The 23,739-nt window shown below is 72.6% G+C and carries 22 protein-coding genes and 1 pseudogene; 6 read left to right on the forward strand and 17 right to left on the reverse strand.

Features of this window, described 5'->3' with window-relative positions:
* Window positions 1-780 (forward strand): annotated as a pseudogene (locus AB0K25_RS25370) (hypothetical protein); the annotation flags it as partial.
* Here the strand turns inward: AB0K25_RS25370 and AB0K25_RS25375 are convergent.
* On the reverse strand, window positions 768-2,873 hold the full coding sequence (locus AB0K25_RS25375; protein ID WP_357533464.1) for a molybdopterin oxidoreductase family protein: 2,106 nt from the start codon (window positions 2,871-2,873) through the stop codon (window positions 768-770). The pseudogene AB0K25_RS25370 and the gene AB0K25_RS25375 sit on opposite strands and share 13 nt — an antisense overlap.
* Before the next feature lie 253 nt (window positions 2,874-3,126).
* Between AB0K25_RS25375 and AB0K25_RS25380 the strand changes: the two genes are divergently transcribed.
* Window positions 3,127-3,468 (forward strand): RNA polymerase-binding protein RbpA, encoded by a 342-nt coding sequence (locus AB0K25_RS25380; protein ID WP_007070998.1) that lies wholly within the window; start codon window positions 3,127-3,129, stop codon window positions 3,466-3,468.
* 171 nt (window positions 3,469-3,639) lie between these two features.
* Here AB0K25_RS25380 and AB0K25_RS25385 read toward each other — a convergent pair whose 3' ends face one another.
* From AB0K25_RS25385 to AB0K25_RS25425, 9 genes are all read right to left on the reverse strand, one after another.
* Window positions 3,640-4,173: an FxsA family protein gene (locus AB0K25_RS25385; protein ID WP_219461984.1), complete on the reverse strand. Its 534-nt coding sequence runs from the start codon at window positions 4,171-4,173 to the stop codon at window positions 3,640-3,642.
* A gap of 96 nt (window positions 4,174-4,269) precedes the next feature.
* A complete protein-coding gene (locus AB0K25_RS25390; protein WP_219461981.1) occupies window positions 4,270-5,043 on the reverse strand; it encodes a polyprenol monophosphomannose synthase in 774 nt (257 codons plus the stop codon).
* A gap of 23 nt (window positions 5,044-5,066) precedes the next feature.
* Complete coding sequence (gene lnt / locus AB0K25_RS25395; RefSeq protein ID WP_308291095.1) at window positions 5,067-6,626, reverse strand: apolipoprotein N-acyltransferase; 1,560 nt, start codon at window positions 6,624-6,626, stop codon at window positions 5,067-5,069.
* A gap of 606 nt (window positions 6,627-7,232) precedes the next feature.
* Complete coding sequence (locus AB0K25_RS25400; protein WP_363823097.1) at window positions 7,233-8,579, reverse strand: glutamate mutase L; 1,347 nt, start codon at window positions 8,577-8,579, stop codon at window positions 7,233-7,235.
* A complete protein-coding gene (locus tag AB0K25_RS25405; RefSeq protein ID WP_208565960.1) occupies window positions 8,576-8,968 on the reverse strand; it encodes a hotdog domain-containing protein in 393 nt (130 codons plus the stop codon). The genes AB0K25_RS25400 and AB0K25_RS25405 overlap by 4 nt, the downstream gene beginning before the upstream one ends.
* Window positions 8,965-9,759 (reverse strand): OAM dimerization domain-containing protein, encoded by a 795-nt coding sequence (locus tag AB0K25_RS25410; protein WP_363823173.1) that lies wholly within the window; start codon window positions 9,757-9,759, stop codon window positions 8,965-8,967. The genes AB0K25_RS25405 and AB0K25_RS25410 overlap by 4 nt, the downstream gene beginning before the upstream one ends.
* Window positions 9,760-9,851: 92 nt before the next feature.
* The gene (locus tag AB0K25_RS25415; protein ID WP_307799036.1) at window positions 9,852-11,447 is read right to left on the reverse strand and encodes a lysine 5,6-aminomutase subunit alpha; all 1,596 of its coding nucleotides are present in this window, start codon (window positions 11,445-11,447) and stop codon (window positions 9,852-9,854) included.
* Window positions 11,444-13,009, reverse strand: coding sequence for an amidohydrolase family protein (locus AB0K25_RS25420; RefSeq protein WP_219461976.1), 1,566 nt, complete (start codon window positions 13,007-13,009; stop codon window positions 11,444-11,446). The genes AB0K25_RS25415 and AB0K25_RS25420 overlap by 4 nt, the downstream gene beginning before the upstream one ends.
* Window positions 13,010-13,014: 5 nt before the next feature.
* The gene (locus tag AB0K25_RS25425) at window positions 13,015-14,064 is read right to left on the reverse strand and encodes a zinc-binding alcohol dehydrogenase (RefSeq protein ID WP_219469976.1); all 1,050 of its coding nucleotides are present in this window, start codon (window positions 14,062-14,064) and stop codon (window positions 13,015-13,017) included.
* A gap of 214 nt (window positions 14,065-14,278) precedes the next feature.
* Between AB0K25_RS25425 and AB0K25_RS25430 the strand changes: the two genes are divergently transcribed.
* A complete protein-coding gene (locus AB0K25_RS25430) occupies window positions 14,279-15,667 on the forward strand; it encodes a lysine 2,3-aminomutase (RefSeq protein WP_219469975.1) in 1,389 nt (462 codons plus the stop codon).
* 61 nt (window positions 15,668-15,728) lie between these two features.
* Here AB0K25_RS25430 and AB0K25_RS25435 read toward each other — a convergent pair whose 3' ends face one another.
* The 3 genes from AB0K25_RS25435 to AB0K25_RS25445 form a co-directional block, all read right to left on the reverse strand.
* On the reverse strand, window positions 15,729-16,064 hold the full coding sequence (locus AB0K25_RS25435; protein WP_219461973.1) for a YnfA family protein: 336 nt from the start codon (window positions 16,062-16,064) through the stop codon (window positions 15,729-15,731).
* Between the two features lie 64 nt (window positions 16,065-16,128).
* Window positions 16,129-16,320: a CsbD family protein gene (locus AB0K25_RS25440; RefSeq protein WP_219461971.1), complete on the reverse strand. Its 192-nt coding sequence runs from the start codon at window positions 16,318-16,320 to the stop codon at window positions 16,129-16,131.
* Between the two features lie 178 nt (window positions 16,321-16,498).
* Complete coding sequence (locus AB0K25_RS25445) at window positions 16,499-17,617, reverse strand: NAD(P)/FAD-dependent oxidoreductase (protein ID WP_219461969.1); 1,119 nt, start codon at window positions 17,615-17,617, stop codon at window positions 16,499-16,501.
* A gap of 53 nt (window positions 17,618-17,670) precedes the next feature.
* On the opposite strand from AB0K25_RS25445, the gene AB0K25_RS25450 reads away from it, so the two are divergent.
* A complete protein-coding gene (locus AB0K25_RS25450) occupies window positions 17,671-18,363 on the forward strand; it encodes a TetR/AcrR family transcriptional regulator C-terminal domain-containing protein (protein ID WP_219461968.1) in 693 nt (230 codons plus the stop codon).
* Between the two features lie 150 nt (window positions 18,364-18,513).
* Window positions 18,514-19,080, forward strand: a complete 567-nt coding sequence (locus AB0K25_RS25455; RefSeq protein ID WP_208565966.1) for a histidine phosphatase family protein — start codon at window positions 18,514-18,516, stop codon at window positions 19,078-19,080.
* Window positions 19,081-19,129: 49 nt separating this feature from the next.
* Here AB0K25_RS25455 and AB0K25_RS25460 read toward each other — a convergent pair whose 3' ends face one another.
* From AB0K25_RS25460 to AB0K25_RS25470, 3 genes are read right to left on the reverse strand one after another with little or no spacing between them, the layout of a single operon-like run.
* Window positions 19,130-19,621 (reverse strand): Lrp/AsnC family transcriptional regulator, encoded by a 492-nt coding sequence (locus AB0K25_RS25460; protein ID WP_208565967.1) that lies wholly within the window; start codon window positions 19,619-19,621, stop codon window positions 19,130-19,132.
* Between the two features lie 59 nt (window positions 19,622-19,680).
* The gene (locus AB0K25_RS25465; RefSeq protein WP_208565968.1) at window positions 19,681-19,896 is read right to left on the reverse strand and encodes a DUF433 domain-containing protein; all 216 of its coding nucleotides are present in this window, start codon (window positions 19,894-19,896) and stop codon (window positions 19,681-19,683) included.
* 9 nt (window positions 19,897-19,905) lie between these two features.
* Entirely contained in the window at window positions 19,906-21,048 is a 1,143-nt protein-coding gene (locus AB0K25_RS25470) for an acyl-CoA dehydrogenase family protein (RefSeq protein ID WP_219461965.1), read from the reverse strand.
* Window positions 21,049-21,240: 192 nt separating this feature from the next.
* On the opposite strand from AB0K25_RS25470, the gene AB0K25_RS25475 reads away from it, so the two are divergent.
* Window positions 21,241-22,374: a glycoside hydrolase family 5 protein gene (locus AB0K25_RS25475; protein ID WP_363823104.1), complete on the forward strand. Its 1,134-nt coding sequence runs from the start codon at window positions 21,241-21,243 to the stop codon at window positions 22,372-22,374.
* A gap of 117 nt (window positions 22,375-22,491) precedes the next feature.
* Here the strand turns inward: AB0K25_RS25475 and AB0K25_RS25480 are convergent, their stop codons facing one another.
* Window positions 22,492-23,559: a DUF4037 domain-containing protein gene (locus tag AB0K25_RS25480; protein WP_363823107.1), complete on the reverse strand. Its 1,068-nt coding sequence runs from the start codon at window positions 23,557-23,559 to the stop codon at window positions 22,492-22,494.
* Between the last annotated feature and the right edge of the window lie 180 nt (window positions 23,560-23,739).

A 23,739-nucleotide genomic window follows, 5' to 3' on the forward strand; every position in this document is an offset into this window, starting at 1 on the left:
TACGTCTTGGTCAGGGCCCGGGCGAGCAGCCGCGACACGTGCATCTGCGAGACGCCGATCTGGTCGGCGACCGACGCCCGCGCCGCCGAAGCACAGCAGCGGGCCGGGCAGGCCGACACCGCCGCCGACGCGGCCCGCCGCGACGCCAGCGCCGCGCAGGCGCTGCGGGTGCAGGCCGAACGTGACCGGGACGCCGCCCGGCACGAGCTGCGGACCCTGCGCGCGGAACGCGACGCCGAACGGCAACGCACCGCCGACCTGACCGCCGAACGTGACGCCGCCCGCGCTGACGCCGCCCGGGAGTCGGCCGACGCGCAGCGCGCCGCCGCCGAGGCCGCCGCCGCCCGCCAGGAGACCCGGCAGGCCCACGCCGACGCCGCGGCGGCCCGCACCCGGGCCGACACCGCCACCGAGCAGGCCCGGCAGGCGGAGGCCACCGCCGAGGCGGCCCGGCGGGACGTCGCCGCCGCGCGGGCCGACGCGACGGCCGCCCGGCAGGAGACCGCCGCGCTGACCGCCCGCGCCGCCGAGGACCTGGCCGCCGCCCTGGCCCGGGTGGACACGCTGACCGCCGAGCTGACCCGGGCCCGCGCGGAGGTGACGCAGGCGCACCGGGCGACCGCCGCCGACCGGGCCCGGCTGGCCGAACTGGACCGGCTGCTGCCGGCGGCGCAGGCCGACCGTGACGCCGCCCAACGCCGGGCCGGTCAACTCGCCGACCAGGTCAGTGACCTGGCCGGCGCGCTGGCCCGGCTCAGCGGCCCCACTCAGCCGGGCTGAGTCGACCCCGACGGGTCACCGCCCGCGTCGCCCGGTCGGCCCACCGGGGCGGGGTGCACCTCGACCCGGGTGTCGTGGAACGTGGGCCCCCCACCGAGGTCGGTGTCCCGGACCCCGGTGACCGCGTTGACGGTGCTGCCGCCGGGGCTCAACCGGGCCCAGTACGCCTTGTAGGTGAACGCCAACCCGGGGCGGGTCGCGTCGTCCACGGCGACGGTGGCGAGGAACTCGCCCCGGTCGTTGTGCACCCGCGCCGGGTCACCGTCGGCCAGGCCCCGGGCGGCGGCGTCGACGGGATGCAGATGGATGCGCGGCGGACCGGTGCGACCGAGGTGCCACGGCAACGACGCGAACGTCGAGTTGAGGAAGAACCGGCCGGCGGGGGAGATCAACGCCAGGGGGAACCGGCGGGCCAGCGCCGCGTCACCCACCTCGACCGGCGGGGTGTACCCGACGAGCGGGTCGACGCCCTGCGCGGTCAGCCGCGGGTCGTGGAACCGGGCCCGCCCGTCGAGGCTGGGGAACCCACCCTCGGCGTACGGGGCGGACCCCACCGCCACCCCCGTGGCCCGCACGTACGTGCTGCGCACCAACTCGTCGTAGCTGATGCCGGTGCCGTCGAGCAGCTGCCGGGCCAGGTCCTCGTCGCTGTCCCGCAGCCGGGGATGGTCCAGCCCGAGCGCGGCGGCGATCCGCCGGAAGATCTCCGTGTTGGGCAGCGCCTGCCCCGGCGGGTCCAGCACCGGCAGGTTCAGGGTGGCGTAGTGGTGACCGTAGGAGGTGTGCAGGTCCAGGTGCTCAGGTTGCATGGTGGCCGGCAGCACCACGTCGGCGAAGTCGCAGGTGTCGGTCCAGCGTTGCTCCAGCACCACGGTGAACAGGTCACCGCGGGTCAACCCCCGACGCAGCAGGTTCTGGTCCGGGACGGTGGCGACCGGGTTGGTGTCGAACACCACCAGCGCGGTGACCGGCGGGTCCGCCTCCCCGGTCAGGGCGGCGGCGAGTCGACTCATGTTGATCGACCGGGCCGGGGGAGCGGGCATCCCGGCGGGCCGGGCGACCCGGTCGGAGTCGACCCGGTGATGCCCGCTGGTGGTGGCCAACGCCCCGCCGCCGGGATACCGGAAATCCCCGGTGAGCAGGGGGATCGCCGCGATGGCCCGGACCGCCTGCCCGGCCCCGGCGTGCCGTTGCAGGCCGAGCCCGATCCGGATGGCGGTGGGACGGGTGGTGGCGATCCGCTCGCCGAGGCGACGCACCACGTCGACGTCGAGGCCGCACTCGGCGGCGGCACGCTCCACCGGCCACTCGTCCAGGCGGGCCGCCATCCGCTCCCACCCGACGGTGTGCGCGTCCAACCACCCACGGTCGACCCCACCGACGTCCCGTACGTGCCGCATCAACCCCAGGGCGAGGGCGGCGTCGGTGCCGGGCAGCGGTGCCACGTGCTCGTCGCTGCGGGCCGCGGTGTCGGTGCGCAACGGGTCGATGGTGACCACGTACGCGCCGCGTTGTTGGGCCTGCCGCACGAACGGCCAGTGGTGCAGGTTGGTGGAGAGCAGGTTCGCCCCCCACAGGACGATCAGTTTCGCCTCGACCACCGACTCCGGTTCGAAACCGACGGACCCGCCGTAGATCGACCCGAGGGCGGCCCGGGACGCCGCGGTGCAGATGGTGGTCCGCAACCGCGACGCCCCCAGGTGGGCGAAGAGCCGCGGACCCATCGACCAGCCCTGCACCAGACCCATGGTGCCGGCGAAGTAGTACGGCAGGACCGACTCCGGTCCGTTGAGGTCGATGCTGGCCCGCAACCCGGCCGCGACCCGACGCACCGCCTCGTCCCAGCTCGCCGGCCGGTACGACACCGGCCCGACCCCCTTGGGGCCGACCCGCACCAGGGGGGTGGTCAGCCGGTCGGGCCCGGTGACCGCGTCGAGATAACGGTTGACCTTGCCGCACAACGCGCCCCGGGTGAACGGGTGACCCGGGTCGCCGCGCAGCGCCACCGGCCGCCCGTCGGTGACGGTGAGCTGCCAGACACACGTGTCGGGACAGTCCAGGGGGCACGCGCCGGGATGCACGGTGGTGGCCATGCCGCGGATGCTATCGCCACCGGCCGCCCCGGCACGGCCCGTCGTCGGCGCGGGACGCACCGGCGGCGGCTACCATCGCGGTGCACACCCGGGACACGGCACCGATGTCGACCCGGCCGCAGACGAACCCGCCGGGGCGGTGCGACGGCGGGCTACCCTTGCGGGGGCCGTCCCACCCGACGGGCGGGAATGCCCCGGCGGTGACCGGCCGTTATACCGGAAGACCAGCACCACGAACGAGGGGAAGTCGATCATGGGCGAGCGCATGCTGCGCGGAAGCCGTCTGGGCGCGGTCAGCTACGAATCCGACCGCAACACGGAGCTCGCGCCGCGCCAGACCCGCGAGTACCTCTGCGCCAAGGGCCACCAGTTCGAGGTCCCCTTCGCCGTCGACGCCGAGGTCCCCACCACCTGGGAGTGCAAGTTCGACGGCAGCGTCGCCCGGCTCGTCGACGGCACCGAACCGGAGCAGAAGAAGGCCAAGCCGCCACGCACCCACTGGGACATGCTGCTGGAACGGCGCTCCATCGCCGAGCTGGAGGACATCCTCGCCGAACGGCTCCAGGAGGTCCGCACCCGCCGCGGCCGCGCCTGACGTACCGCACCACGACGGCGCCCCCGGGGAGGAGATCCCCGGGGGCGCCGTCGTGTCACCACCGCTTCCCTGCCCACCGGGACAACCGGAGCCCACGCCCCACCCGGGCTGCGGGGCGGACCGAAAGGTGTGGGACGACAGTGCCCGCTCCTGGGCGGGACCACCGGCCGGTCAGGGCCGGCGGGGCTCCACGATCTCCCCCTCGATGGCCCGACCCCCGTCGACCGGCGGCGGGGCCACCACGTCACCATCGACCGGCGGCGTCGACGTCGCCGGCTCGCCCCGACGCACCCGCACCGTACGCGGGCCGAACAGGTCACCGGCCACCATCGACGACACCCGCCGCTCAGTGGCCCGCTGCACCCCCGAGCGCACCAACCGGCGCACCGGCGGCACCAGCAACACCAAACCCACCACACCACTGAACAGACCCGGCACCGCCAGCAGCAACGCACCAGCCAACCCGACCAGACCATCGGTCACCTGCCGGCCCGGCGGCTGCCGCGACTCCACCGACGTACGGAACCCCCGCCAGGCGCGCATCCCCTCCCGGCGCAGCAACACCAGACCCACCAGGGACGCGGCGAACACCAGCAGCACCGCCGTGCCGAACCCGACGGCCCGGCCCACCACGACGAACACCGCCAACTCCGCCACCACCGCCAACAGCAGGGCCGGTGGCACGAACCTCAGGTATCGGCGCATCTCACCTCATCCGCGTCGCGCGGCACCCGCCCACCACCGTCAACCGGACAACGCCCGGGGCGACAGGCCCGCTCCTCCAGCATGCCACGCCCCACCTCACGGCCACCGGTCGTGACCGCGACGCAGCCGACCCGGCCGCCGGTCCCGCAGCCCCCAGGTGGTGATCCGCCACAACGCCTCCGCCACGATCAACGGACTCATCTTGCTGGCCCCCCGCTCCCGCTCGACGAACGTGATCGGCACCTCCACGATCCGCACCCCCGCCCGGTGCGCCAACCGCGACAACTCCACCTGGAACGAATACCCCTGCGAACACACCGACTCCAGACGCATCGCCCGCAACGCCGACAACCGGTACACCCGGAAACCACCGGTGGCGTCCGACACCGGCATCCCCAACGCCATCCGCGCATACAGGTTCCCGCACCGCGACAGCACCAACCGCCGCCACGGCCAGTTCACCACCCGCGCCCCACCCACCCACCGCGACCCGATCACCACATCCGCGTCGCGGGCCGCAGTCAACAACGCCGGCAGATCCTCCGGGGCGTGCGAACCGTCGGCGTCCATCTCCACCACCGCGTCGTAGCCGCGCTGCCGCGCCCACCCGAACCCCGCCAGGTACGCCGCCCCCAACCCCTCCTTACCGGGCCGGTGCAGCACGTGCACCTGCGCGTCGGTGCCGGCCATCGCCTCCGCCAACGCCCCCGTACCGTCGGGACTGTTGTCGTCGGCGACCAGCACGTCCACCGCCGGTGCCGCCCGGCGGACCCGGGCCACCACGTCGGCGACGTTGTCGGCCTCGTTGTAGGTGGGAATCACCACCAGCACCCGACCCACCCCGGGCTGCCCCGCGACTGCCTCACCCACGCCTGTCCCCCGTTCCTGCCGGCTCACCCGGCGACGGTGACCTCCCGCCGACGGCGCAGCATCCCCGCGACGACCAACGCCGCCACCGCCAGACCCGCCAGCGTCGACTCCGGCCACCGCCCGGCCCGGGTGGCCGGGGTACGCCCGTCGGAGAGCGTCACCTGCCGCACCACCACCGCCCGGGTGTTGAACCCGGTGGCGTCGCTTACCCGCCCGTCCGGGGCGACGAACCCGGACACCCCGACCGTCGAGGCCATCAACGCCGCCCGACCGTGCTCCACCGCCCGCAACCGCACCATCGCCAACTGCTGCCGGGCCTCCGCCACGTCGAAGGTGGCGTTGTTCGTCTGCACCACCAGCAACTGCGCCCCACCGTCGACGGTGTCGCGCACCAGACCGTCGTAGGCCACCTCGAAACAGATCACGTCACCGAGGACCACCGGGCCCACGTCCACCACCCCCGGGGTCGACCCCGGCACGAAATCCGCCCGCACCCGGTCGACCTGCGACGACACCTTCCGCGCCAACGACCGCATCGGCACGTACTCGGCGAACGGCACCGGATGCCGCTTGGTGTACAACTGGGCCATGTCCGGGCCGGTGCCCGGCCGCCACAGGATGCCGGCGTTGCGCACCTCACCGTCACCCGGACCGGCAAGCACCGCACCGACCAGGATCGGCGCACCGATCGCGTCCGCAGCCGCGGAGATCCGCGCCCCGGCGGCGGCATTGCGCAACGGGTCGATGTCCGAGGAGTTCTCCGGCCACACCACCAGGTCCGGACGCGGCACCGCACCGGCGGCGACCCGCCCGGCCAACTCCACCGTCGCATCGGCGTGATTGTTGAGCACCGCCTGCCGCTGGGCGTTGAAATCCAACCCCAACCGCGGCACGTTGCCCTGCACGATCGCCACCCGCACCGACCGGCCACCGCCGGCACCCGTGGGCACCGCCAACCCCACCCCCACCAGCAGCAACAACCCGACCGCGACCCCGGCCACCGGCCGCCACACCCCGTCCGGGCCCGGCCACCGCCGCCACGACCCCACCACCAGCAACCCGCCGGCCACCGCCACGACCCCGGTGACCAGTGGGGCCCCACCGAGCCACGCCCACCCCAGCAGCGGCGACGCGTCCTGGCTGAACGCCAACCGCCCCCACGGGAACCCCCCGAACGGCGTCCGGTCGCGCAGCGCCTCCTGCCCCACCCACAACACCCCGGTCACCACCGGCCACGCCCACCGCCACCGGTCCACCACCGGCGACACCCACGCCGACGCCGCCCCCAGCAACGCCACATAGCCGGCCTGCAACAACGACAACAACACCCACGGCAGCAGCCCGGTGTGCAGATTCGTCCACGCCAACAACGGGGCGAACAACGCCACCCCCGTCAGGAACCCCAACCCCGCGCCGGCCCGCAACCGCCGCCGGTGCACCGCCACCGCCAACCCGGCCACCCCCACCGGCGCCAACGGCCACCACCCGTACGGCGGGAACGCCACCAGCAGCGCCAACCCGGCCGCCACCGCCACCGGCACCGCCACCCGCAACGGCACCGGCCCCCTGGTCGGTCGTACCACCACCGGGGTACGCGTCTCATCCCGGTCGAGCGTCGTCACCGGCACCTCACCACGATCACGGGCCGAAGGCTACCCGCCCCACCCCGGCACCCCCGAACCACCGAGCCGCAGGCCCGAGCCCACCCGACGCCGACCCGCCCCGCCCCGGACAACGCGACGCCGGTCGGCCCGCCCCGGGGAACACCGGTGACACCGACCCCCGCAGCGGGCGGACACGAAATCGGGGCGCGGCCTCAGCCGCGCCCCGATGCTCCCAGGCCCTTCCCGGCCGGTGGGACAAAATGAGCGACGCCGACCTTCGGACCGACCCGACGGTGGACTGGCTGCCCCCGCCCGGCCGTTGTCTACTGGCCGTACCACTCACCCTGCCCGTACACCGGTAACCGCGGCCGGTTCGCGCCGCCCCGCCGACCCCCGCCCGCTGGACCTGGCCGCCGCGACAAATACGCACCAACAATGTCGCTCGGCCAGCGGACGAAGGGACGAAGCGAACAACAGCCGCTTCCCGTAGTAGGACTCAAAGACGGTACGGCCTACACCCCCGCCGCTGTCAACCCACCACCGGCCAGTCACGTCCACCAACCCGGCGTGTCGCGTCGGCGGGTCTCAATCCCCACCGAGATGCCGACGCAACAAAGCCGCCGCCGCCACCGGATGCTCCCCCGCCAACAACCCCCCGGCGGCCAGCACATAATCCACATCCACCACCGGCCGCGCCGCCCGCGGCAACGGCCACCCACCCGCACGATCCGCGAGCACCTGCGCCAACACCCCCACCCCGGCACCGGCCGACGCGTGACGCAGCACACCACCGGAACCCACCAGCAGCCGCACATCCCGCAGATCCCGACCCGCCCGCTCCCCCGTCGCCGCACCCCGGGCATGCCGCCGCAACGCCACCGTCGCCGCCAACACCGCGATCCGCCCGTCCACCGCCCGACCCGCCGCATCAACCGGCAGGAACCCCGGATCAGCCGCCCGCACCGCCGCCGCCGCCGCCAACTCCTCCTGCCCGACCGCATCGAGCAACCGTTCCTGCACCGCCGCCCGGACCACCCCCGGCGCGCTCCACCGCATCCCCAGGTCACCCTCCACGGTGCGGGCCCGCCACAACGCCCCAGCCACCTCCCGACCCGGCCCACCGGCCCGCTCGTCCGGCGTCAACACCGAATACACGTCGGTCGTCGCCCCACCCACGTCCACCACCGCCAGATCACCCCCCACCACGTCGGCGAGGACCTCCACCCCGGTCAACACCGCATCCGGGGTCGCCGCCCGCACCAACCGGGCGAACCGGGACCCCCGCGACAACCGCTTACCCCCGATGACGTGCCGCAGGAACACCTCCCGGATCGCCGCCCGCGCCGACGCCGGCGCCAACACCCCGATCCGGGGCAACACGTTGTCCGCCACCGTCACCGGCACCCCCGCCGCCGCCAACACCTCCCGCAACCCCTCCCGCACGTCCACGTTGCCGGCCAACACCACCGGCACCCGCCACCGGGCCCGCGCCAACCGCGTCGCGTTGTGCGTCACCGTGTCGACGTCCCCACCGTCGGTGCCACCGACCAGCAACACCACATCCGGCCGGGCCGCCCGCACCGCCGCCAGCTCCGCCGCCGCCAACCGGCCCGCCGCCACGTGCACCACGTTCGCCCCCGCCGACAACCCCACCCGCCGACCCGCCTGCGCCGTCACCAACGGCTCGTAACCCACCACCGCCAACCGCAACCCACCACCCGCCGACGAACACACGTACCACGGCAGAGCACCCGCACGCCCCGCGCCGGCCCCGTCGACCGCCGCACCCACCGCCGCGTCCAACCCGTGCAGCACGTCCGTACCGACCGTCGTCGGCGCCGACGCCGCCCCCACCAACCGCCCCACGGCCAGGTCCACCACCGCCGCCTTCGTCCAGGTCGACCCGACGTCGGCGCAGACCGCCAGACTCACGCCGCCCCGGGAACGACCACGGTGCCCGTAGCCGTCACCGCCACGACCGGCTCCGCCAACACCTCCGCCGCCGACCCACCCCGCTCCGGCCGACCCCGACACACCACCCGCGCCACGAAATCGACCGTCCGGCTGCGGGTACCCACCCGCACCACCGTCGCCGTCACCTCCAGCACGTCACCCGCCCGCACCGCCGCCAGGAACTGCACATCCGCGTACGACGCGAACAACCCCTCGTCACCATCGGTACGGATACACACCTCCGTCGCCACGTCCCCGAACAACCCCAACGTGTACGCCCCGTCCACCAGGTTCCCCGCGTAATGGGCGTGCGAATACGGCACATACCGCCGATGCGTCACCGTCAACCCGACCCGCGAATCGCTCATGCCCCCGCCTTCCTGCTCGTCACCAACGCGTGCACCAGATACGACGCCACCTCACCCGGCGTGGTGCCCCGACCGAAGATCCGGTCCACCCCCAACTCCGCGGTCATCGTCTCGTCGAACCGCGGCCCACCCACGATCAGCAACGGCCGCTTACCCGCCGGCAACGCCTCCCGGAACGCCGCCGACATCTCCCGCGTGTTGTGCAGATGCGCATCCCGCTGCGTCACCACCTGCGACACCAACACCGCATCCGCCCGCTCCCGCCGCGCCGCCTCCACCAACTCCGGCACACTCACCTGCGCACCCAGATTGGTCACCTTCAACTCCCGGTAATACTCCAGCCCCTTCTCCCCGGCGATACCCTTCACATTCAGGATCGCGTCGATACCCACCGTGTGCGCATCCGTGCCGATACACGCCCCCACCACCGACAACTTCCGACGCAACCGCTGCTTCACCACCGCGTTGACCTCCTTGGCGCCCAGCAACGGAAAGTCCCGCTCCACCACCTGCACCTGATCCAGATCCACCAGGTGGTTCACCCGCCCGTACACCACGAAGAACGTGAACCCGTCACTCATCGGCTTCGCGTGCACCAGCATCGCCGGATCGATACCCATCCGGTTCGCCAACTGCACCGCCGCACCCTCGGCCCGCTTGTCGTGCGGCACCGGCAACGTGAACGACACCTGCACCATCCCGTCACCGGTGGTGTCCCCGTACGGCCGCACGACCCGCTTCCCGGCGACCGCGCCAGCCCCCACGACACCCGTGCCGTTCCCGTTGGGCATGCCTTCGCGGCCCTCACTGCGTTCGGTGCGCTCACTCATGCCGTTCCCGCCGGGCATGCTCTCGCGGCCCGCACTGCGTTCGGTGCGCTCACTCATGCCGGCTGCTCCAGGATCTCCGTCGCCGGGTTGTAGTAGCCGGCCTCGTGCCGCGCCACCCCCGCCAACCCCTTACCCCGGTCCGCCGGGCGCTTCATGATGCCGAACGTGCCCTCGGCGATCGCCGTCAACAACGACTGGTCCCCGATCCGCTCCAACAACTGCACCGCCTCACCCAACACCCGGTTCGCCCGCTGCTGGATGAACCCACCCGGCGCCGGCACGAAATCCTCGTGCAACCCACCCGCCGCACCCAACACGTACCGCACGTTCTGCAACGCGATGTCCCGATCCGACAACCACGGCGTCACCACCGCCTCCGTCATCATCCCCACCAACAGGATCCCCTGCCCCGTCATCGTGCCCACCAGATTGAAGAACCCGTCCAACAGGTTCCCCCGGAACACGTCACCCGTCATGTGCTTCGTCGGCGGCATCCACTTCAACGGCGCATCCGGAAACAACTCCCGCGCCAACAACGCATGCGCCAACTCCAACCGGAACGACTCCGGCACATCCGGATTGATCTCGAACGCGTGCCCCAACCCCAACTGCCAGTCCGCCAACCCCGCCTCATGCGCGAAGAACTCGTTGAGCAACTGCGACACCGTCACCGTGTGCGCCTCGTCCACCGCATCCGCCGTGGTCAGATAGTTGTCCTCACCGGTGTTGATGATGATCCCCGCCCGCGCGTGCACCTGCCGCGAAAACCGCTGGTCCACGAACGTCCGGATCGGATTGATGTCCCGGAACAAAATCCCGTACATCGAATCGTTGAGCATCATGTCCAGCCGTTCCAGACCCGCCAACGTCGCCATCTCCGGCATACACAAACCAGACGCATAATTCGTCAACCGCACATACCGACCCAACTCCTTCGACGTCTCATCCAACGCCGCCCGCATCAACCGGAAGTTCTCCTGCGTCGCATACGTCCCCGCGAAACCCTCCCGGGTCGCCCCCTCCGGCACATAGTCCAACAACGACTGCCCCGTCGACCGGATCACCGCGATCACATCCGCACCCGCCCGCGCCGCCGCCTGCGCCTGCGGAATGTCCTCATAGATGTCCCCGGTCGCCACGATCAGATAGATCCACGGCCGCCGCACCGGATCCCCGTACCGCCTGACCAGACGCTCCCGCTCCACCCGCCGCCGATCAACCCGCCGCACCCCCGCCGCCACCGCCCGCCGCGACACCCGCCGCGCCGCCGTCGCCGCCCTCCCCGACGGCACCACGAACCGCACCGACCCCGCTGCCGCCTCCTGCGCCAACACCGTCACATCGTCGACACCCTCCCGCGCCAACGCGTCGAACACCGGCAACGCCACCCCGTGCCCCAGCCCCACATCCGCCACCACCGCATCGACCAACCGGTTCACCCACGGAATACCGTCCGGATCCGCCCCCGACACCCCCGCCAGCCGCAACACCGCCCGCTCCACCGACACCGTCGTGTGACTCCGCGCCAGATCCACCACCGGCTGCCCGGCCCGACGCGCCAACTCCCGCGCCCGACCCACCAACACCGGATCAAGACCAAGCTTGCCCGACCCGCCCTGCCGCGCCGTACCGATGGATCGCTCGCTCACGAAACGCCTTCCTCATAGATGACCTCACCACGCAACACCGTGCGCCGACACACCGGCAACGGCGTCGGATCCGCCGGACCCCGCAACTCAGGATCCTCGGCCTGCACCACCGGCAACCCCCGCTCCACCCCCGCCGGACTCGACCACACCGCGAACGTCGCCGGCGCACCCAACGCGATCACCCCCTCGTTGTCCAGATGCACCGCCCGCCACCCGCCCCGGGTGTGCGCCGCGAACGCCGCCCGCACACTCATCCGCTGCGACGCACTGTGATGCGCCGCCGCCGCCCGCACCGAACCCCACGGATCCAACGGCGTCACCGGCGAATCCGACCCGAACGCCAACGCCACCCCCACCGCGTGCATCGCCCCCATCGGATTCGACTCCAACGACCGGGCCAGACCCAACCGCGACTCATACATCCGACCCGCACCACCCCACAACCGGTCGAACGCCGGCTGCATACTCGCCACCACCCCGTACTCCACGAACCCCGCGATCAACCGCTTGCTCATGATCTCCGCATGCTCCACCCGGTGCCGCGCCGCCCGCACCCGGTCCGTGCCCAACACCGCCGCCGCCCCCGCGAACCCCTCCAACACCGTCGCGATCGCCGCATCACCGATCGCATGGAACCCGCCCTGCATCCCGTGCGCCGCACAATCCACCAAATGATCACGAACCTGACCGGCACTCAGATAACCGTGACCGCAACCCTCACCGTCGAGGTAATCCCGCGACACGTGCGCCGTCCGCGACCCCAACGCCCCGTCCGCGAACAGATCACCACCCGCACCCACCGCACCCAACTCCCGCGCCCGCGCCGCCCCCGACAACTCACCCCAGTACCCGTACACCTCCGGCAACCCCGCCCCCGACAACGCCAACAACCCGGTGAAGTCCTCCTCGTCGGAAATCTGCGGACCACCACACTCGTGCACCGCCGCGATCCCCAACGACGCCGCATGCGCCAACGCCACCCGCTGCGCCGCCACCCGCTGCGCCCGACCCACCGAACCCAGCGCCGCCGCCCGCACCACATGGTGCGCGTCGCGCCGCAACCACCCCGACGCATCGAAACCCGGCACCACCGCCGCCTGCGGACACGCCGCCAGCAACGCCTGCGACACCAACGCCGAATGGATCGACGCCTGCGACAGGTACACCCGCCGGCCACCCGCCGCCCGATCCAGCTCCACCGCATCCGGCAGCCGCGGATCCCCCCACGCCGACTCGTCCCAACCGTGTCCCAACACCACCGCGTCACCCGGCAGACCCGCCGCGAACGCCGACACCGCCGCCAGCAACTCCCCCGCCGACCGCACCGACGACAGCTCCAGACCCGACAACACCAGCCCGGTATCCGTCGCGTGCACGTGCGCGTCCACGAACGCCGGCGTCACCAACGCCCCGTCCAGCTCCACCACCCGATCGGCGGCCGGCGCATCCGCCGCACCACCCAACCAGGCGATCCGCCCGTCCCGCACCAACAGCGCCGTCGCGCTCGGCTCCGCCGGACAGTGCAGCACTCCACCGCGATACAACGTCGAGGGGTTCGTCATGGCACTCAGTCTGCCGCCAACCGGGACTCGAAGAGACCACGTACCCCCGGCTCCGACCGCAACAACCCCAACGCCAGATCCGCGTGCCCCGGCACGAACCCGTTACCCACCAGCATCGTCACGTCCGCCGCCAACCCCTCCGCACCCAACGCCGCCGCCGCGAAACTCGTCGCCATCGAGAAGAAGATCACCGTGCCGCCGTCCGCCGTGGCCAACACCGCACCGTGCTCACACCCCGGCACGTCCACGCACACCACCGTCACGTCCGCCGGCCCACCCAACGCCGTCGTCACCGCCGACGACAACCCCACCGGATCCCGGGCATCAGCCAACGCCACCACCGACGCCAGACCAGCCGCCACCAGCGCATCCCGCTCCGCCGCCACCGGCACCACCCCCACGGTACGACCCGCACCCGCCCGCCGCGCCGCCGCCAACGACAACGACCCGCTCTTACCGCCCCCACCGATCACCGCCACCGTCACCGCCGACCCGTCACCGGCGCGTTCCCGCCGCGCCACCTGCTCAGCGACCACCCGGGCCGTCAACGCCGGCGCCCCACACACGTCCAGCACCGCCAACGCCAACTCCGGATGCAGGTCCCCCGGCAGCACCGCCGCGATCGACCGGGCGAACAGGATCGCGTACCCGTCACACGGCACCTGCTCGCTGCGCCCGTCCCAGCGGGCCAACCCGTCGAGGATCGTCAACGGCGTCAACGTCAACGACACCAGCGTCGCCACCCGGTCACCCACCGCCAACCCCAACGGCGACCGACGACCGACCTCCTCCACGGTGCCGATCAGCATCCCCCCCGAACCGGTCACCGGATTCTGCATCTTGCCCCGCGTCGACACGATCTCCAGCACCTCGGCGCGGACCTTCTCCCCGTCCCCGTCGTGCTTCTGCGCCAACTGCCGGAAACTCGCCGCGTCGAGATTCAACCGCTCGACCCGGATGCGCACCTCGTTCGGGGCGATCCGGGGGTCGGCGTCCAGCCGCCAGGCCGCCTGCGGCAGCACCCCCGCCGGCTCCACGACACGGTGCAGGCCCACCGGTGACGTCACACCAACCTCCCCCCTCAACCGCCCGAAGCCCCGACCAGGACTCGCATCGCGGGAAAACTTACGGCAGACTAATTTCTTCGCCGGATATTTTCCAGTAGCCTTCGGATCTACCGATCATCAACCGCCGGCCACCCCGGCTCGCACCCGCCGGCCACCCCGGCCACGCACACCACGAGGAGGGGCCGTGACCCAGACCCAACCGATGGCGACCATCCCTGGGCCCCGCCCCGCCCCGGTCGCCGCACCGACCGCCGGCCAGCCCTACGAATACCGCCGCAGCCCCCTGGTCGAGCCCGACTGGACCCGCTTCCCCGGCTGGCGTCACGTCACCCGCGAGCAGTGGGAGAACGCCCAGTGGCAACGCGTCAACTGCGTCAAGAACATCAAGCAGCTGCGCGCCGTCCTCGGCGACACCGTCGACGAGACCTTCTACACCGACCTCGCCGCCGACCAGCAGGCCCTGGCCACCATGTCGATGCTGGTGCCACCCCAGATGATCAACACGATGGTGCCGTTCGCCCCGATGACCACCGAGGCGTTCCGCGCCGACCCGATCCGCCGCTACATGATCCCCGTCGCCGCCGACCGGCGCACCGACTGGCCGTCACACCCCTACGCCAGCCGTGACTCACTGCACGAACACGACATGTGGGTCGCCGAGGGTCTCACCCACCGCTACCCCACCAAGGTCCTCGCCGAACTGCTCTCCACCTGCCCCCAGTACTGCGGACACTGCACCCGGATGGACCTGGTCGGCAACTCCACCCCCGCCGTCGACAAACTCAAGCTCACCCTCAAGCCCGTCGACCGCTACGACGCCCACATCAGCTACCTCAAGGCCCACCCCGGCGTCCGCGACGTGGTCGTCTCCGGCGGCGACGTGGCCAACGTCCCGTGGCGCAACCTTGAGTCGTACCTCATGCGGCTGCTCGAACTCGAAACCGTCCGCGACATCCGGCTCGCCACCAAGGCCCTCATGGGCCTGCCCCAGCACTGGCTCCAGAACGACGTCGTCGAGGGCCTGGAACGGGTCGCCCGCACCGCCGCCCGCCGCGGCGTCAACCTGGCCATCCACACCCACGTCAACCACGCCCAGTCGATCACCCCGCTGGTCGCGAAGGCCACCCAGACCGCCCTCGACGTCGGCGTCCGCGACGTGCGCAACCAGGGCGTACTCATGCGCGGCGTCAACGCCACCACCCCCGACCTGCTCGACCTGTGCTTCGCCCTGCAGGGCGAGGCCGGCATCCTGCCGTACTACTTCTACATGTGCGACATGATCCCCAACGCCGAACACTGGCGGGTCCCGGTCTGGCACGCCCAGCAGCTCCAACACGACATCATGGGCTACCTGCCCGGCTACGCCACCCCCCGGATCGTCTGCGACGTGCCCTTCGTCGGCAAGCGCTGGGTGCACATGCTCACCGAGTACGACCGGGAACGCGGCATCTCCTACTGGACGAAGAACTACCGCACCTCCATCGAGTCGGCCGACCTGGAGGCGCTCAACAAGCGCTACGCCTACTACGACCCGATCGACACCCTCCCCGAGGCCGGCCAGCAGTGGTGGGCCGCACACCGCGACGACTGACCCCACGACACACCCACCCCGCCGCCCCCGACGACCCGACCGGTCCCGGGGGCGGCGCGCGTCACACCCCGCGCGGGGCGTACATGATCACAGCGACGCCGAGCAGGCAGATCGCCGCGCCCGTCAGGTCCCACCGGTCCGGCCGGAAACCGTCCACCAGCACCCCCCACGCCAGCGATCCCGCCACGAACACCCCGCCGTACGCGGCCAGGATCCGGCCGAAGTTCGCATCCGGCTGGAAGGTCGCCACGAAGCCGTACACGCCCAACGCGAGCACCCCGGCGGCGATCCACCACAGCCCCCGGTGCTCCCGCCAGCCCTGCCAGATCAGCCACGCCCCACCGATCTCGGCGAGCGCGGCCAGGACGAACAACACCAACGACCGGGCGACCACCATGCCCGCACGCTAACCCGGACAGCCCCCTGAGCATGCTCAGGGGGCTGTCCGGATGGTGATCCGCTCAGCGCATGGCGTCCCGGGCGTCGCGACCGGCGTCCTTGACGTGCTCACCGGCCTGCCGGGCGCGCGCCTCGCTCTGCTCGGTGGCACCCTCGGCGCGCATCCGCTCGTTGTCGGTGACGTCGCCGATCCGTTCCTTCGCGGCGCCGGTCAGCTCCTGGGCCTTGTTCTTCGCCTTGTCGGTGAAGCTCATGTCGCCTCCTGTCGCTCCGGCGGTCACGGGGCCGATGCCCCGCACCCGTGGCGTCCCCGCTCTGTCCGGCTCGAAACGGATTTGCGCCGTGGGCGCTGATGTTCGTGGTGTGCCGGGGCACACCACCGGTAGGCCATCCTAGGACAATAGGCGGCAAGCGGTGGTCTGCTGCCGGTGGTCAGGAGGGCTGGACCTGGTCGAAGAGGGCGAGGGCTTCGGCGGGGTCCGGGCTCACCAGGCGTTCCAGACCGGCCGTCGTGATCCTCGACCAGGTGGCGGCCCGGGCCCACATCCGTTCCTCGAAGGCGCGGACCGCCTCGTCCAGATTCTCCGGGTCGGCGGCGATGGCCTCCGCGAGCTCGGCACCGTCCAGCATCGCGAGGTTCGCGCCCGCCCCCAACGGTGGCATCAGGTGGGCGGCGTCGCCCAGTAGCGTCACCCCCCGGACATGGTCCCAGGTGTGGGACGCGGGTAGGACGTACACGGGTCGGTGGGCGAAGGCGGTGCCGTGGCCGAGCAGGTCGCGCACGGGAGCGGCCCAGCCGTCGAACAGCGCCAGCAGACCCGACCGGGTGGCCTCGACATCGGCCAGGTCCAGGTGCGCGTGCCAGTCCAGCGGCGCGCGGAGCCTGGCGTACACCTTGACGTGACCGCCGCTGTTGCGTTGGGCGACGAGAGACCGGTTCACGCCGTACACGGACACCGAACCCTCACCGATGAGCCGGGCGAGGTCAGGGTGGCGGGTGTCGACGTCGTCGAGGGAGGTCTCGACCGAGGTGACGCCGGTGTACTGCGGCGTCACCGACGAGACCGCCGGACGGACCCGGGACCAGGCGCCGTCGGCGCCCACCACGAGATCGAACGCCTCCGGCGGCCCGTCCGCGAAATGCACCAGGACGCCCTCCCCCGCCCCCGGCACCACCCGCGTCACCTCCCGCCCCCACCGCACGTCCAGAGAGCCGAGCAGCAGATCGCGGAGTTGCCCGCGGTCGATCTCCGGATTGGCCCGCTCGTCCGGGGCGGGTTTCCAGTCCCGCAGCACGGTCCCCGCGGCGTCCAGGATGCGCATGGCCTGTCCTTCGGGACGGGACAGCGCCTCGAACTCCGCCAGCAACCCCGCCTTGTCCAGGGCCCGCTGCCCCAGCCCCTCGTGCAGGTCCAGCGTGCCGCCCGGAGGGCGGGAGTCGGGCGAGGGATCACGTTCGAGGACGGCGACGGGGTGGCCGTGGCGGTGCAGGACCCGGGCGAAGGTCAGACCCGCCGGGCCACCCCCGACCACAGCAATACGATGTCTCATGGCGATACACCGTATAGCTCCCCTACAATTCAGCGCAACGACAGGGAGTGATCATGAGTGTCTGGGACCGGCCCGCCCCGCCGAACCCCCCCGTACCGCTCGACCGGGGGCAGATCATCGCCGCCGCCATCGCGCTGGCCGACGAGGGCGGGCTGGCGGCGGTGTCGGTGCGTAAGGTCGCCGCCCGACTGAACGCCGGCCCGATGCGGCTGTACGGCCACATCTCCACCAAGGACCAACTGTTCGACCTCATGGTGGACGAGGTGTACGCCGAGATCCTCCCCGGGGAGCGACCCGGTGACTGGCGGGAGGCGTTGCGCGGCCTCGCCCACCGCACCAGACAGGCCGCGCTGCGGCACGAATGGCTGGCGGACCTGCTCGGCGGCCGCCCGGCCCTGGGCCCGAACGGCCTCGCCGTCACCGAAGCCACGCTGGCCGCCCTCGACGGCCTCGCCGACGTCGACACCGTCATGCGCGCCGTGGAGACGGTCAGCGCCTACTTCACCGGCGCGATCAGGCGCGAGGTCGCCGACCTGCGGGCCGAACGCGCCACCGGCCTGTCCAAGCGCGAGTGGCAGCGTGCCTGCGGCCCGCACGTGACGAAGATGTTGGCCACCGGCCGTTTCCCGGCGCTGAGCAGGGCCGTGCACGACGGCACCGAGGTGGCCGCCGAGGTCTCCTTCGCCACCGGCCTGGACTGGGTCCTCGACGCCGTCGCCGCCAGACTCACCCGACCGGCGGGGTGACGATCCACTCCCGCCGCAGGTGGGAACCCCGCAGAACGACGGCACGCTCCCGGTGGCGGTGGCGGAAACCGGCAAACGGACCGGTGTCTCCGCGCCGGGAACTGCGGGCGGAGCCGGGCCGGGCCCGGCGAATGCTGGTTGACTGGGGGGATGAGCGAGATCATCCTGATCCGGCACGGCGAGACGACGTGGAGCGCCAGCCGGCGGCACACCTCGTACACCGACCTGGAGCTGACCCCCGACGGCGAGCGGCAGGCCCGCGCGCTGGCCGGGGTGCTGACCGGCCAGCGCCTCGCCACCGTGCTCGCCAGCCCCCGGCGGCGGGCGCTGCGCACCGCGCAGCTCGCCGGCCTCACCGTCGACCACACCGACGACGACCTCGTGGAGTGGAACTACGGCCGGTACGAGGGCCGCACCACCGCCGACATCCACACCGACCGGCCGGACTGGGACATCTGGACCGACGGCTGCCCCGACGGGGAGGCCCCCGACGAGATCGGCGCCCGGGTCGACCGGCTGCTCGCCCGGCTCACTCCCCTGCTGGAGCGGGGCAACGTGGGCCTGGTCGGGCACGCCCACCAGCTGCGGGTGGTCGGCGCCCGGTGGATCGGGCTGCCCCCATCCGGCGGCGGCAAACTCCGCCTGGACACCGCCACCGTCAGCGTGCTCGGCCACGAACACGGCCGACCGGTGCTCCTGCGCTGGAACGGCCGCTGAGCGGGCCCCGCGTCACGCCACCGACCGACGGCGCACCCACCGGGGGGTGTCAGGCCGACGCCTCCGCGCCACCCCGGGCCCGGGGCCGCAACTCGCCGACGGTGATCTTCGGCGGTCGCCCCTCGTACGGCGTCGACAGCACCACCGTCGTGCGGGTGGTGACGTTCGCCGCGGTGCGGATCTCCTGGAGCACCCGTTCCAGGTCGGCCGGCCCGGCCACCCGCACCAGCAGCAGGTAGAAGTCCTCCCCCGCCACCGAGTAGCAGGAGTCGATCTCGGGCAGGTGGGCCAGCCGCTCCGGCGCGTCGTCCGGTTGGGACGGGTCGAACGGCCGGATCGCCACGAACGCCGTCATCGGCAGGTCCAGCGCCTCGAACGACACCCGGGCGGTGTACCCGTTGATCACGCCGCGCTGTTCCAGCCGGCGGACCCGCTGGTGCACGGCCGAGACCGACAGGCCGACCCGCTCCGCCAGATCCGTGTACGACAGACGGCCGTCGGCGGTCAGCGCGGCGACGATGGCACGGTCGATCTCCTCCACGCGTGCAACCTACCCGGTGGAGCGCTCCCCTGGCGACGACGTCCCGCCGGAGATGACGCTCAGCGGGCCGCCCGGTCGCGCACCGCGTCCGCGGCGAAGTTCAACACCTCGGCCAGATCGTCCTCGTCGAGGAAGGGCAGATCGGTGAGGATGTCCGTCACCGACATCCCCTCCGCCATCATCGCCAGCAGGGTCGCCACCGGGATCCGGGACTGCCGCACGCAGGGTGCGCCACCCATCACCTCGGGGTCGATGGTGATCCGGGGAAAGGTCACCGGCACAGGCTAGTCCCTCGCCAACGCCCGGGAGATCACCAGCCGTTGGATCTGGTTGGTGCCCTCGACGATCTGGAGCACCTTCGCCTCGCGCATGTACCGCTCGACCGGATGGTCGGACACGTAACCGGCCCCGCCGAGCACCTGCACCGCGTCGGTGGTCACCCGCATCGCCACGTCGGTGGCGAACAGCTTCGCCTTGGCCGCCTCGATCGAGTACGGCCGGCCGGCGTCGCGCAGCCGGGCGGCGGCCAGGGTGAGCGCCCGGGCGGCGGAGATCTGGGTGGCCGCGTCGGCCAGCAGGAAGCCCAGCCCCTGGAAGTCGATGATCGACCGGCCGAACTGCTGCCGTTCCCGGGCGTAACCGACGGCGTAGTCCAGCGCCGCCTGGGCCAGGCCCACCGCGCAGGCGGCGATGCCGAGCCGCCCCGAGTCCAGCGCGGACATCGCGATGGTGAACCCCGCCCCCTCGCCGCCGATCAGCCGGTCGGCCGGCACCCGGGCGTCGTCGAAGGCGACCTGAGCCACCGGCGAGGAGCGCAGCCCCATGGTCCGCTCGGCCGCCTGCGGCACGATGCCCGGCGTGTCCCGGTCGGCCAACAGGCAGGAGATGCCCTTCGGGCCCGGCTCGCCGGTGCGGCAGAAGACGTTGTAGAAGTCCGCCACCCGGGCGTGCGTGATCCACGCCTTGACCCCGGTGACCCGGTAGTCGTCGCCGTCGCGGACCGCCCTGGTGGTCAGCGACGCCGCGTCCGAGCCCCCCTGCGGCTCGGAGAGGCAGTACGCCCCGAGCAGTTCCCCGCCCACCAGGTCCGGCAGCAGTTTGCGTTGGGCGTCGGTGCCGAACTCGGCCAGCGGGTAGCAGGACAGGGTGTGCACGCTGACCGCCTCGGCGACCGCGAGCCAGCGCCCGGCCAGGATCTCCAGCACCTGGAGGTACACCTCGTACGGCTGGGCGGCACCGCCGTGCTCCTCGGCGTAGGGCAGGCCCAGCAGGCCCGCCCGGCCCAGGGTGCGCAGCACGTCCCGGGGGAACTCGGCGCGCTCCTCGAAGCCGGCGGCCCTCGGCGCGAGCTCCCGGTCGGCGAGTTCGGTGGCGAGGTCGAGCAGGTCGTGGGCCTCGTCGGTGGGCAGGATCCGGTCGACAGTCATAGCGCGATGAACTCCAGGGTGGTGAGCCGTTGCCCGTCGTCGGGCGCCACCCCGTCAGCTTAACGGTCGTTTGGGCCAGGGCCCAGTCCGGCGGTCGGGAGGCGACCATGTCCCGGGGTGAACCGTGGCCGCGTCGATCTCGTACCACCGGATGCCTTCCCCGGGTCCCGACGAGCCCGACCGGAGATTCCGATGCACCGACGCGCAGCACTGACCTGGACCGGGGTGGCCCTCGCCGCCCTGGTCGCCGGCTGGGCGGCCCTGGCCGTCCCCACCGCGAGTGCCGACACCGAGCCCGCGCCACCGGCCACGGCCGGCCCCGTCGCCACCGACCCGACCACCGGCACCACCGCTCCCCCGGCCACCGCCACCGACGGGCCCACCGCGGGCCCGGCCAGCGCGCCCGCCGGGTCCCCGGTGGCCGTGCACGGCCGGCTACGGGTGTGCGGGGTGAACCTGTGCGACGAGGCCGGCGAACCGGTCCAACTGCGCGGGATGAGCAGCCACGGCCTCCAGTTCTTCCCGAACTGCCTCAACCCGGACTCGCTGGCCGCGCTGCGCACCGACTGGCAGGCCGACTTCGTCCGGGTGGCCATGTACGTCCAGGAGGGCGGCTTCGAGACCGACCCGGCCGGCTTCACCCGCAAGGTCGACGAGGCCGTGGCGACCGCCAGCGCGCTCGGCCTCTACGTGGTGGTCGACTTCCACATCCTGACCCCCGGCGACCCCCGGTTCAACCTGGAGCGGGCACAGTCGTTCTTCGCCGAGGTCGCCGCCCGGCACGCCGAGCGGACCAACGTGCTCTGGGAGATCGCCAACGAACCCAACGGGGTCGGCTGGGCCGACATCAAGAGCTACGCCGAGCAGGTCATCCCGGTGATCCGGGCCGCCGACCCGGACAGCGTGGTGCTGGTCGGCACCCGGGGATTCTCCTCCCTCGGCGTCTCCGAGGGCGCCGACGAGACCGAGGTGATCGACGACCCGGTCGACGCCACCAACATCATGTACACCTTCCACTTCTACGCCGCCTCCCACCGGGACCTGCAACGGGCCACGGTGGCCCGTGCCGCCCGGAGCCTGCCGCTGTTCGTCAGCGAGTTCGGCACCCAGACCTTCACCGGCGACGGCCCCAACGACCTCGACAGCGCCACCACCTGGCTGGACCTGCTCAAGAGCCTGAAGATCAGCTACGCGATGTGGAGCTACTCCGACGGACCGGAGAGCAACTCGGTGTTCCGGCGGGGCACCTGCGCCGGCACCGACTTCACCGGCACCGCCGTGCTGACCGAGTCGGGGGAGTTCATCCGCAGCCGGATCCGGGGCTGACCCGGCTGGCCACCGACGGTCGGCGTCGCCGCACGCGGCGGGGCCGACCGTCGGTGGCCGCGACCCACCCCGACGGAGACCGCCGCCCGGCGACGCCACGGCCCCCCGGCGATACCGTCAGCCGGCGACGACGGCGCAGACCCGGCGCGCACGATCGGGGTGGGTCAGCACGTCCACGCTGTCGACGTACTGGTCCACGGCCCCGAGCAGCGGCCGGTCCCGCAGTACCGGGTCCACGACCGCGGCCCGCAGCACGGCGGCGAGGCGGGGCGCGTCGAGCACCAGGAAGGGCCGCCCGTGGAAGGGGCGGGCCGTGGTGACGACCGGCGCGGCCAGCCCGGTGGCGTTGGTCCACTCACCGACCGTCTCCAGCGCCCGCACCAGGCCCGCCTGCCGGTGCGGCCAGTCGCCCGGCCCGAGGGTGTCCGCCAGCGCAGCCACCACCGGCCCGGCATCCGGCAGCGCGGCGAACGCGGTGCCGAGCCACTTGTCGTACGGCGGCCAGCGCCGGTGCAGCAGCAGACCGAGACGCATCAGGTCGTGGGCCACCCGGGCGGCCAGCAGGCGGCTGCCCAACGCGTCGCCCACCTCGGCACACCGGCCGACGAGATGCTCGGCCTGCCCCACCCGGGTCCACCCGGCGGCCAGCACGTGCCGCCACACGTCGTCCGGATACCAGGCCAGGCGGGCGCGGACCGCGCCGACCGCGCCGCCGAGCCCGTCGTGGAAGACCGCACCCGCGGTCAGTTCGGCCAGCCGCTGGGTCGGGGTGGCGAGCCAGTCGTCGGTGGTGACCGCGACGGTGGGGTCGAAACCGAGCCGGCCCCGCAGCCAGTCCCGCCAGCCCGCCACCTCGACCCCGCTACGGTCCCCGGCGGCGTCGGGCACCCCCAGCCGGGCGGTCGGCCAGCTGAGGAACCGGGTCGGTCGGCCCAGGAACCGGGTCGGCAGGTCGACCAACGCCGCCCGCACCGACGCCAGGTCGGCCGGCTCGGCCAGAAAGATCTGCGCCCGGGGGCCCCAGTCGTGGTCGGTGGAGCGCTCGGTGTCCAGACCCAGCAGCTCCGAACCGCCGTCGAGCAACCCCGCCGAGTACCGCAGGCCCGGCAGTCGGCTCGCCAGCAGCGGCGCGAGGACCTCGTCGTGGAAGCGGCGGCACAGCACCAGACCGGGCACGAACTCCATGCCCGCAGTCTCGCCCCGCCGGCCGGTGGGTGTCACGCCGGTTTCCCGCCACCACCGGTTACCCGACCGGCTCCGGGTCCCGTATGGCCGGGACACCCTCATCGTGGTCACCGTGCCGGTGCGCTGGTGACCCGACGGGTGCGGGAGACCGCCGCGTCACCGGCCGGCCCGAGCTGCGGC

It is taken from the genome of Micromonospora sp. NPDC049257 (genome assembly GCF_040678915.1).
Lineage (GTDB): Bacteria > Actinomycetota > Actinomycetes > Mycobacteriales > Micromonosporaceae > Micromonospora > Micromonospora antibiotica.

Coding starts and splice junctions, on each gene's coding strand:
- AB0K25_RS25375 (WP_357533464.1), bottom strand. CDS start 2,873: ATGGCCACCACCGTGCATCCCGGCGCGTGCCCCCTGGACTGTCCCGAC.
- AB0K25_RS25380 (WP_007070998.1), top strand. CDS start 3,127: ATGGGCGAGCGCATGCTGCGCGGAAGCCGTCTGGGCGCGGTCAGCTAC.
- AB0K25_RS25385 (WP_219461984.1), bottom strand. CDS start 4,173: ATGCGCCGATACCTGAGGTTCGTGCCACCGGCCCTGCTGTTGGCGGTG.
- AB0K25_RS25405 (WP_208565960.1), bottom strand. CDS start 8,968: ATGAGCGATTCGCGGGTCGGGTTGACGGTGACGCATCGGCGGTATGTG.
- AB0K25_RS25410 (WP_363823173.1), bottom strand. CDS start 9,759: ATGCCCAACGGGAACGGCACGGGTGTCGTGGGGGCTGGCGCGGTCGCC.
- AB0K25_RS25420 (WP_219461976.1), bottom strand. CDS start 13,009: ATGACGAACCCCTCGACGTTGTATCGCGGTGGAGTGCTGCACTGTCCG.
- AB0K25_RS25430 (WP_219469975.1), top strand. CDS start 14,279: ATGGCGACCATCCCTGGGCCCCGCCCCGCCCCGGTCGCCGCACCGACC.
- AB0K25_RS25435 (WP_219461973.1), bottom strand. CDS start 16,064: ATGGTGGTCGCCCGGTCGTTGGTGTTGTTCGTCCTGGCCGCGCTCGCC.
- AB0K25_RS25440 (WP_219461971.1), bottom strand. CDS start 16,320: ATGAGCTTCACCGACAAGGCGAAGAACAAGGCCCAGGAGCTGACCGGC.
- AB0K25_RS25445 (WP_219461969.1), bottom strand. CDS start 17,617: ATGAGACATCGTATTGCTGTGGTCGGGGGTGGCCCGGCGGGTCTGACC.
- AB0K25_RS25450 (WP_219461968.1), top strand. CDS start 17,671: ATGAGTGTCTGGGACCGGCCCGCCCCGCCGAACCCCCCCGTACCGCTC.
- AB0K25_RS25455 (WP_208565966.1), top strand. CDS start 18,514: ATGAGCGAGATCATCCTGATCCGGCACGGCGAGACGACGTGGAGCGCC.
- AB0K25_RS25470 (WP_219461965.1), bottom strand. CDS start 21,048: ATGACTGTCGACCGGATCCTGCCCACCGACGAGGCCCACGACCTGCTC.
- AB0K25_RS25475 (WP_363823104.1), top strand. CDS start 21,241: ATGCACCGACGCGCAGCACTGACCTGGACCGGGGTGGCCCTCGCCGCC.
- AB0K25_RS25480 (WP_363823107.1), bottom strand. CDS start 23,559: ATGGAGTTCGTGCCCGGTCTGGTGCTGTGCCGCCGCTTCCACGACGAG.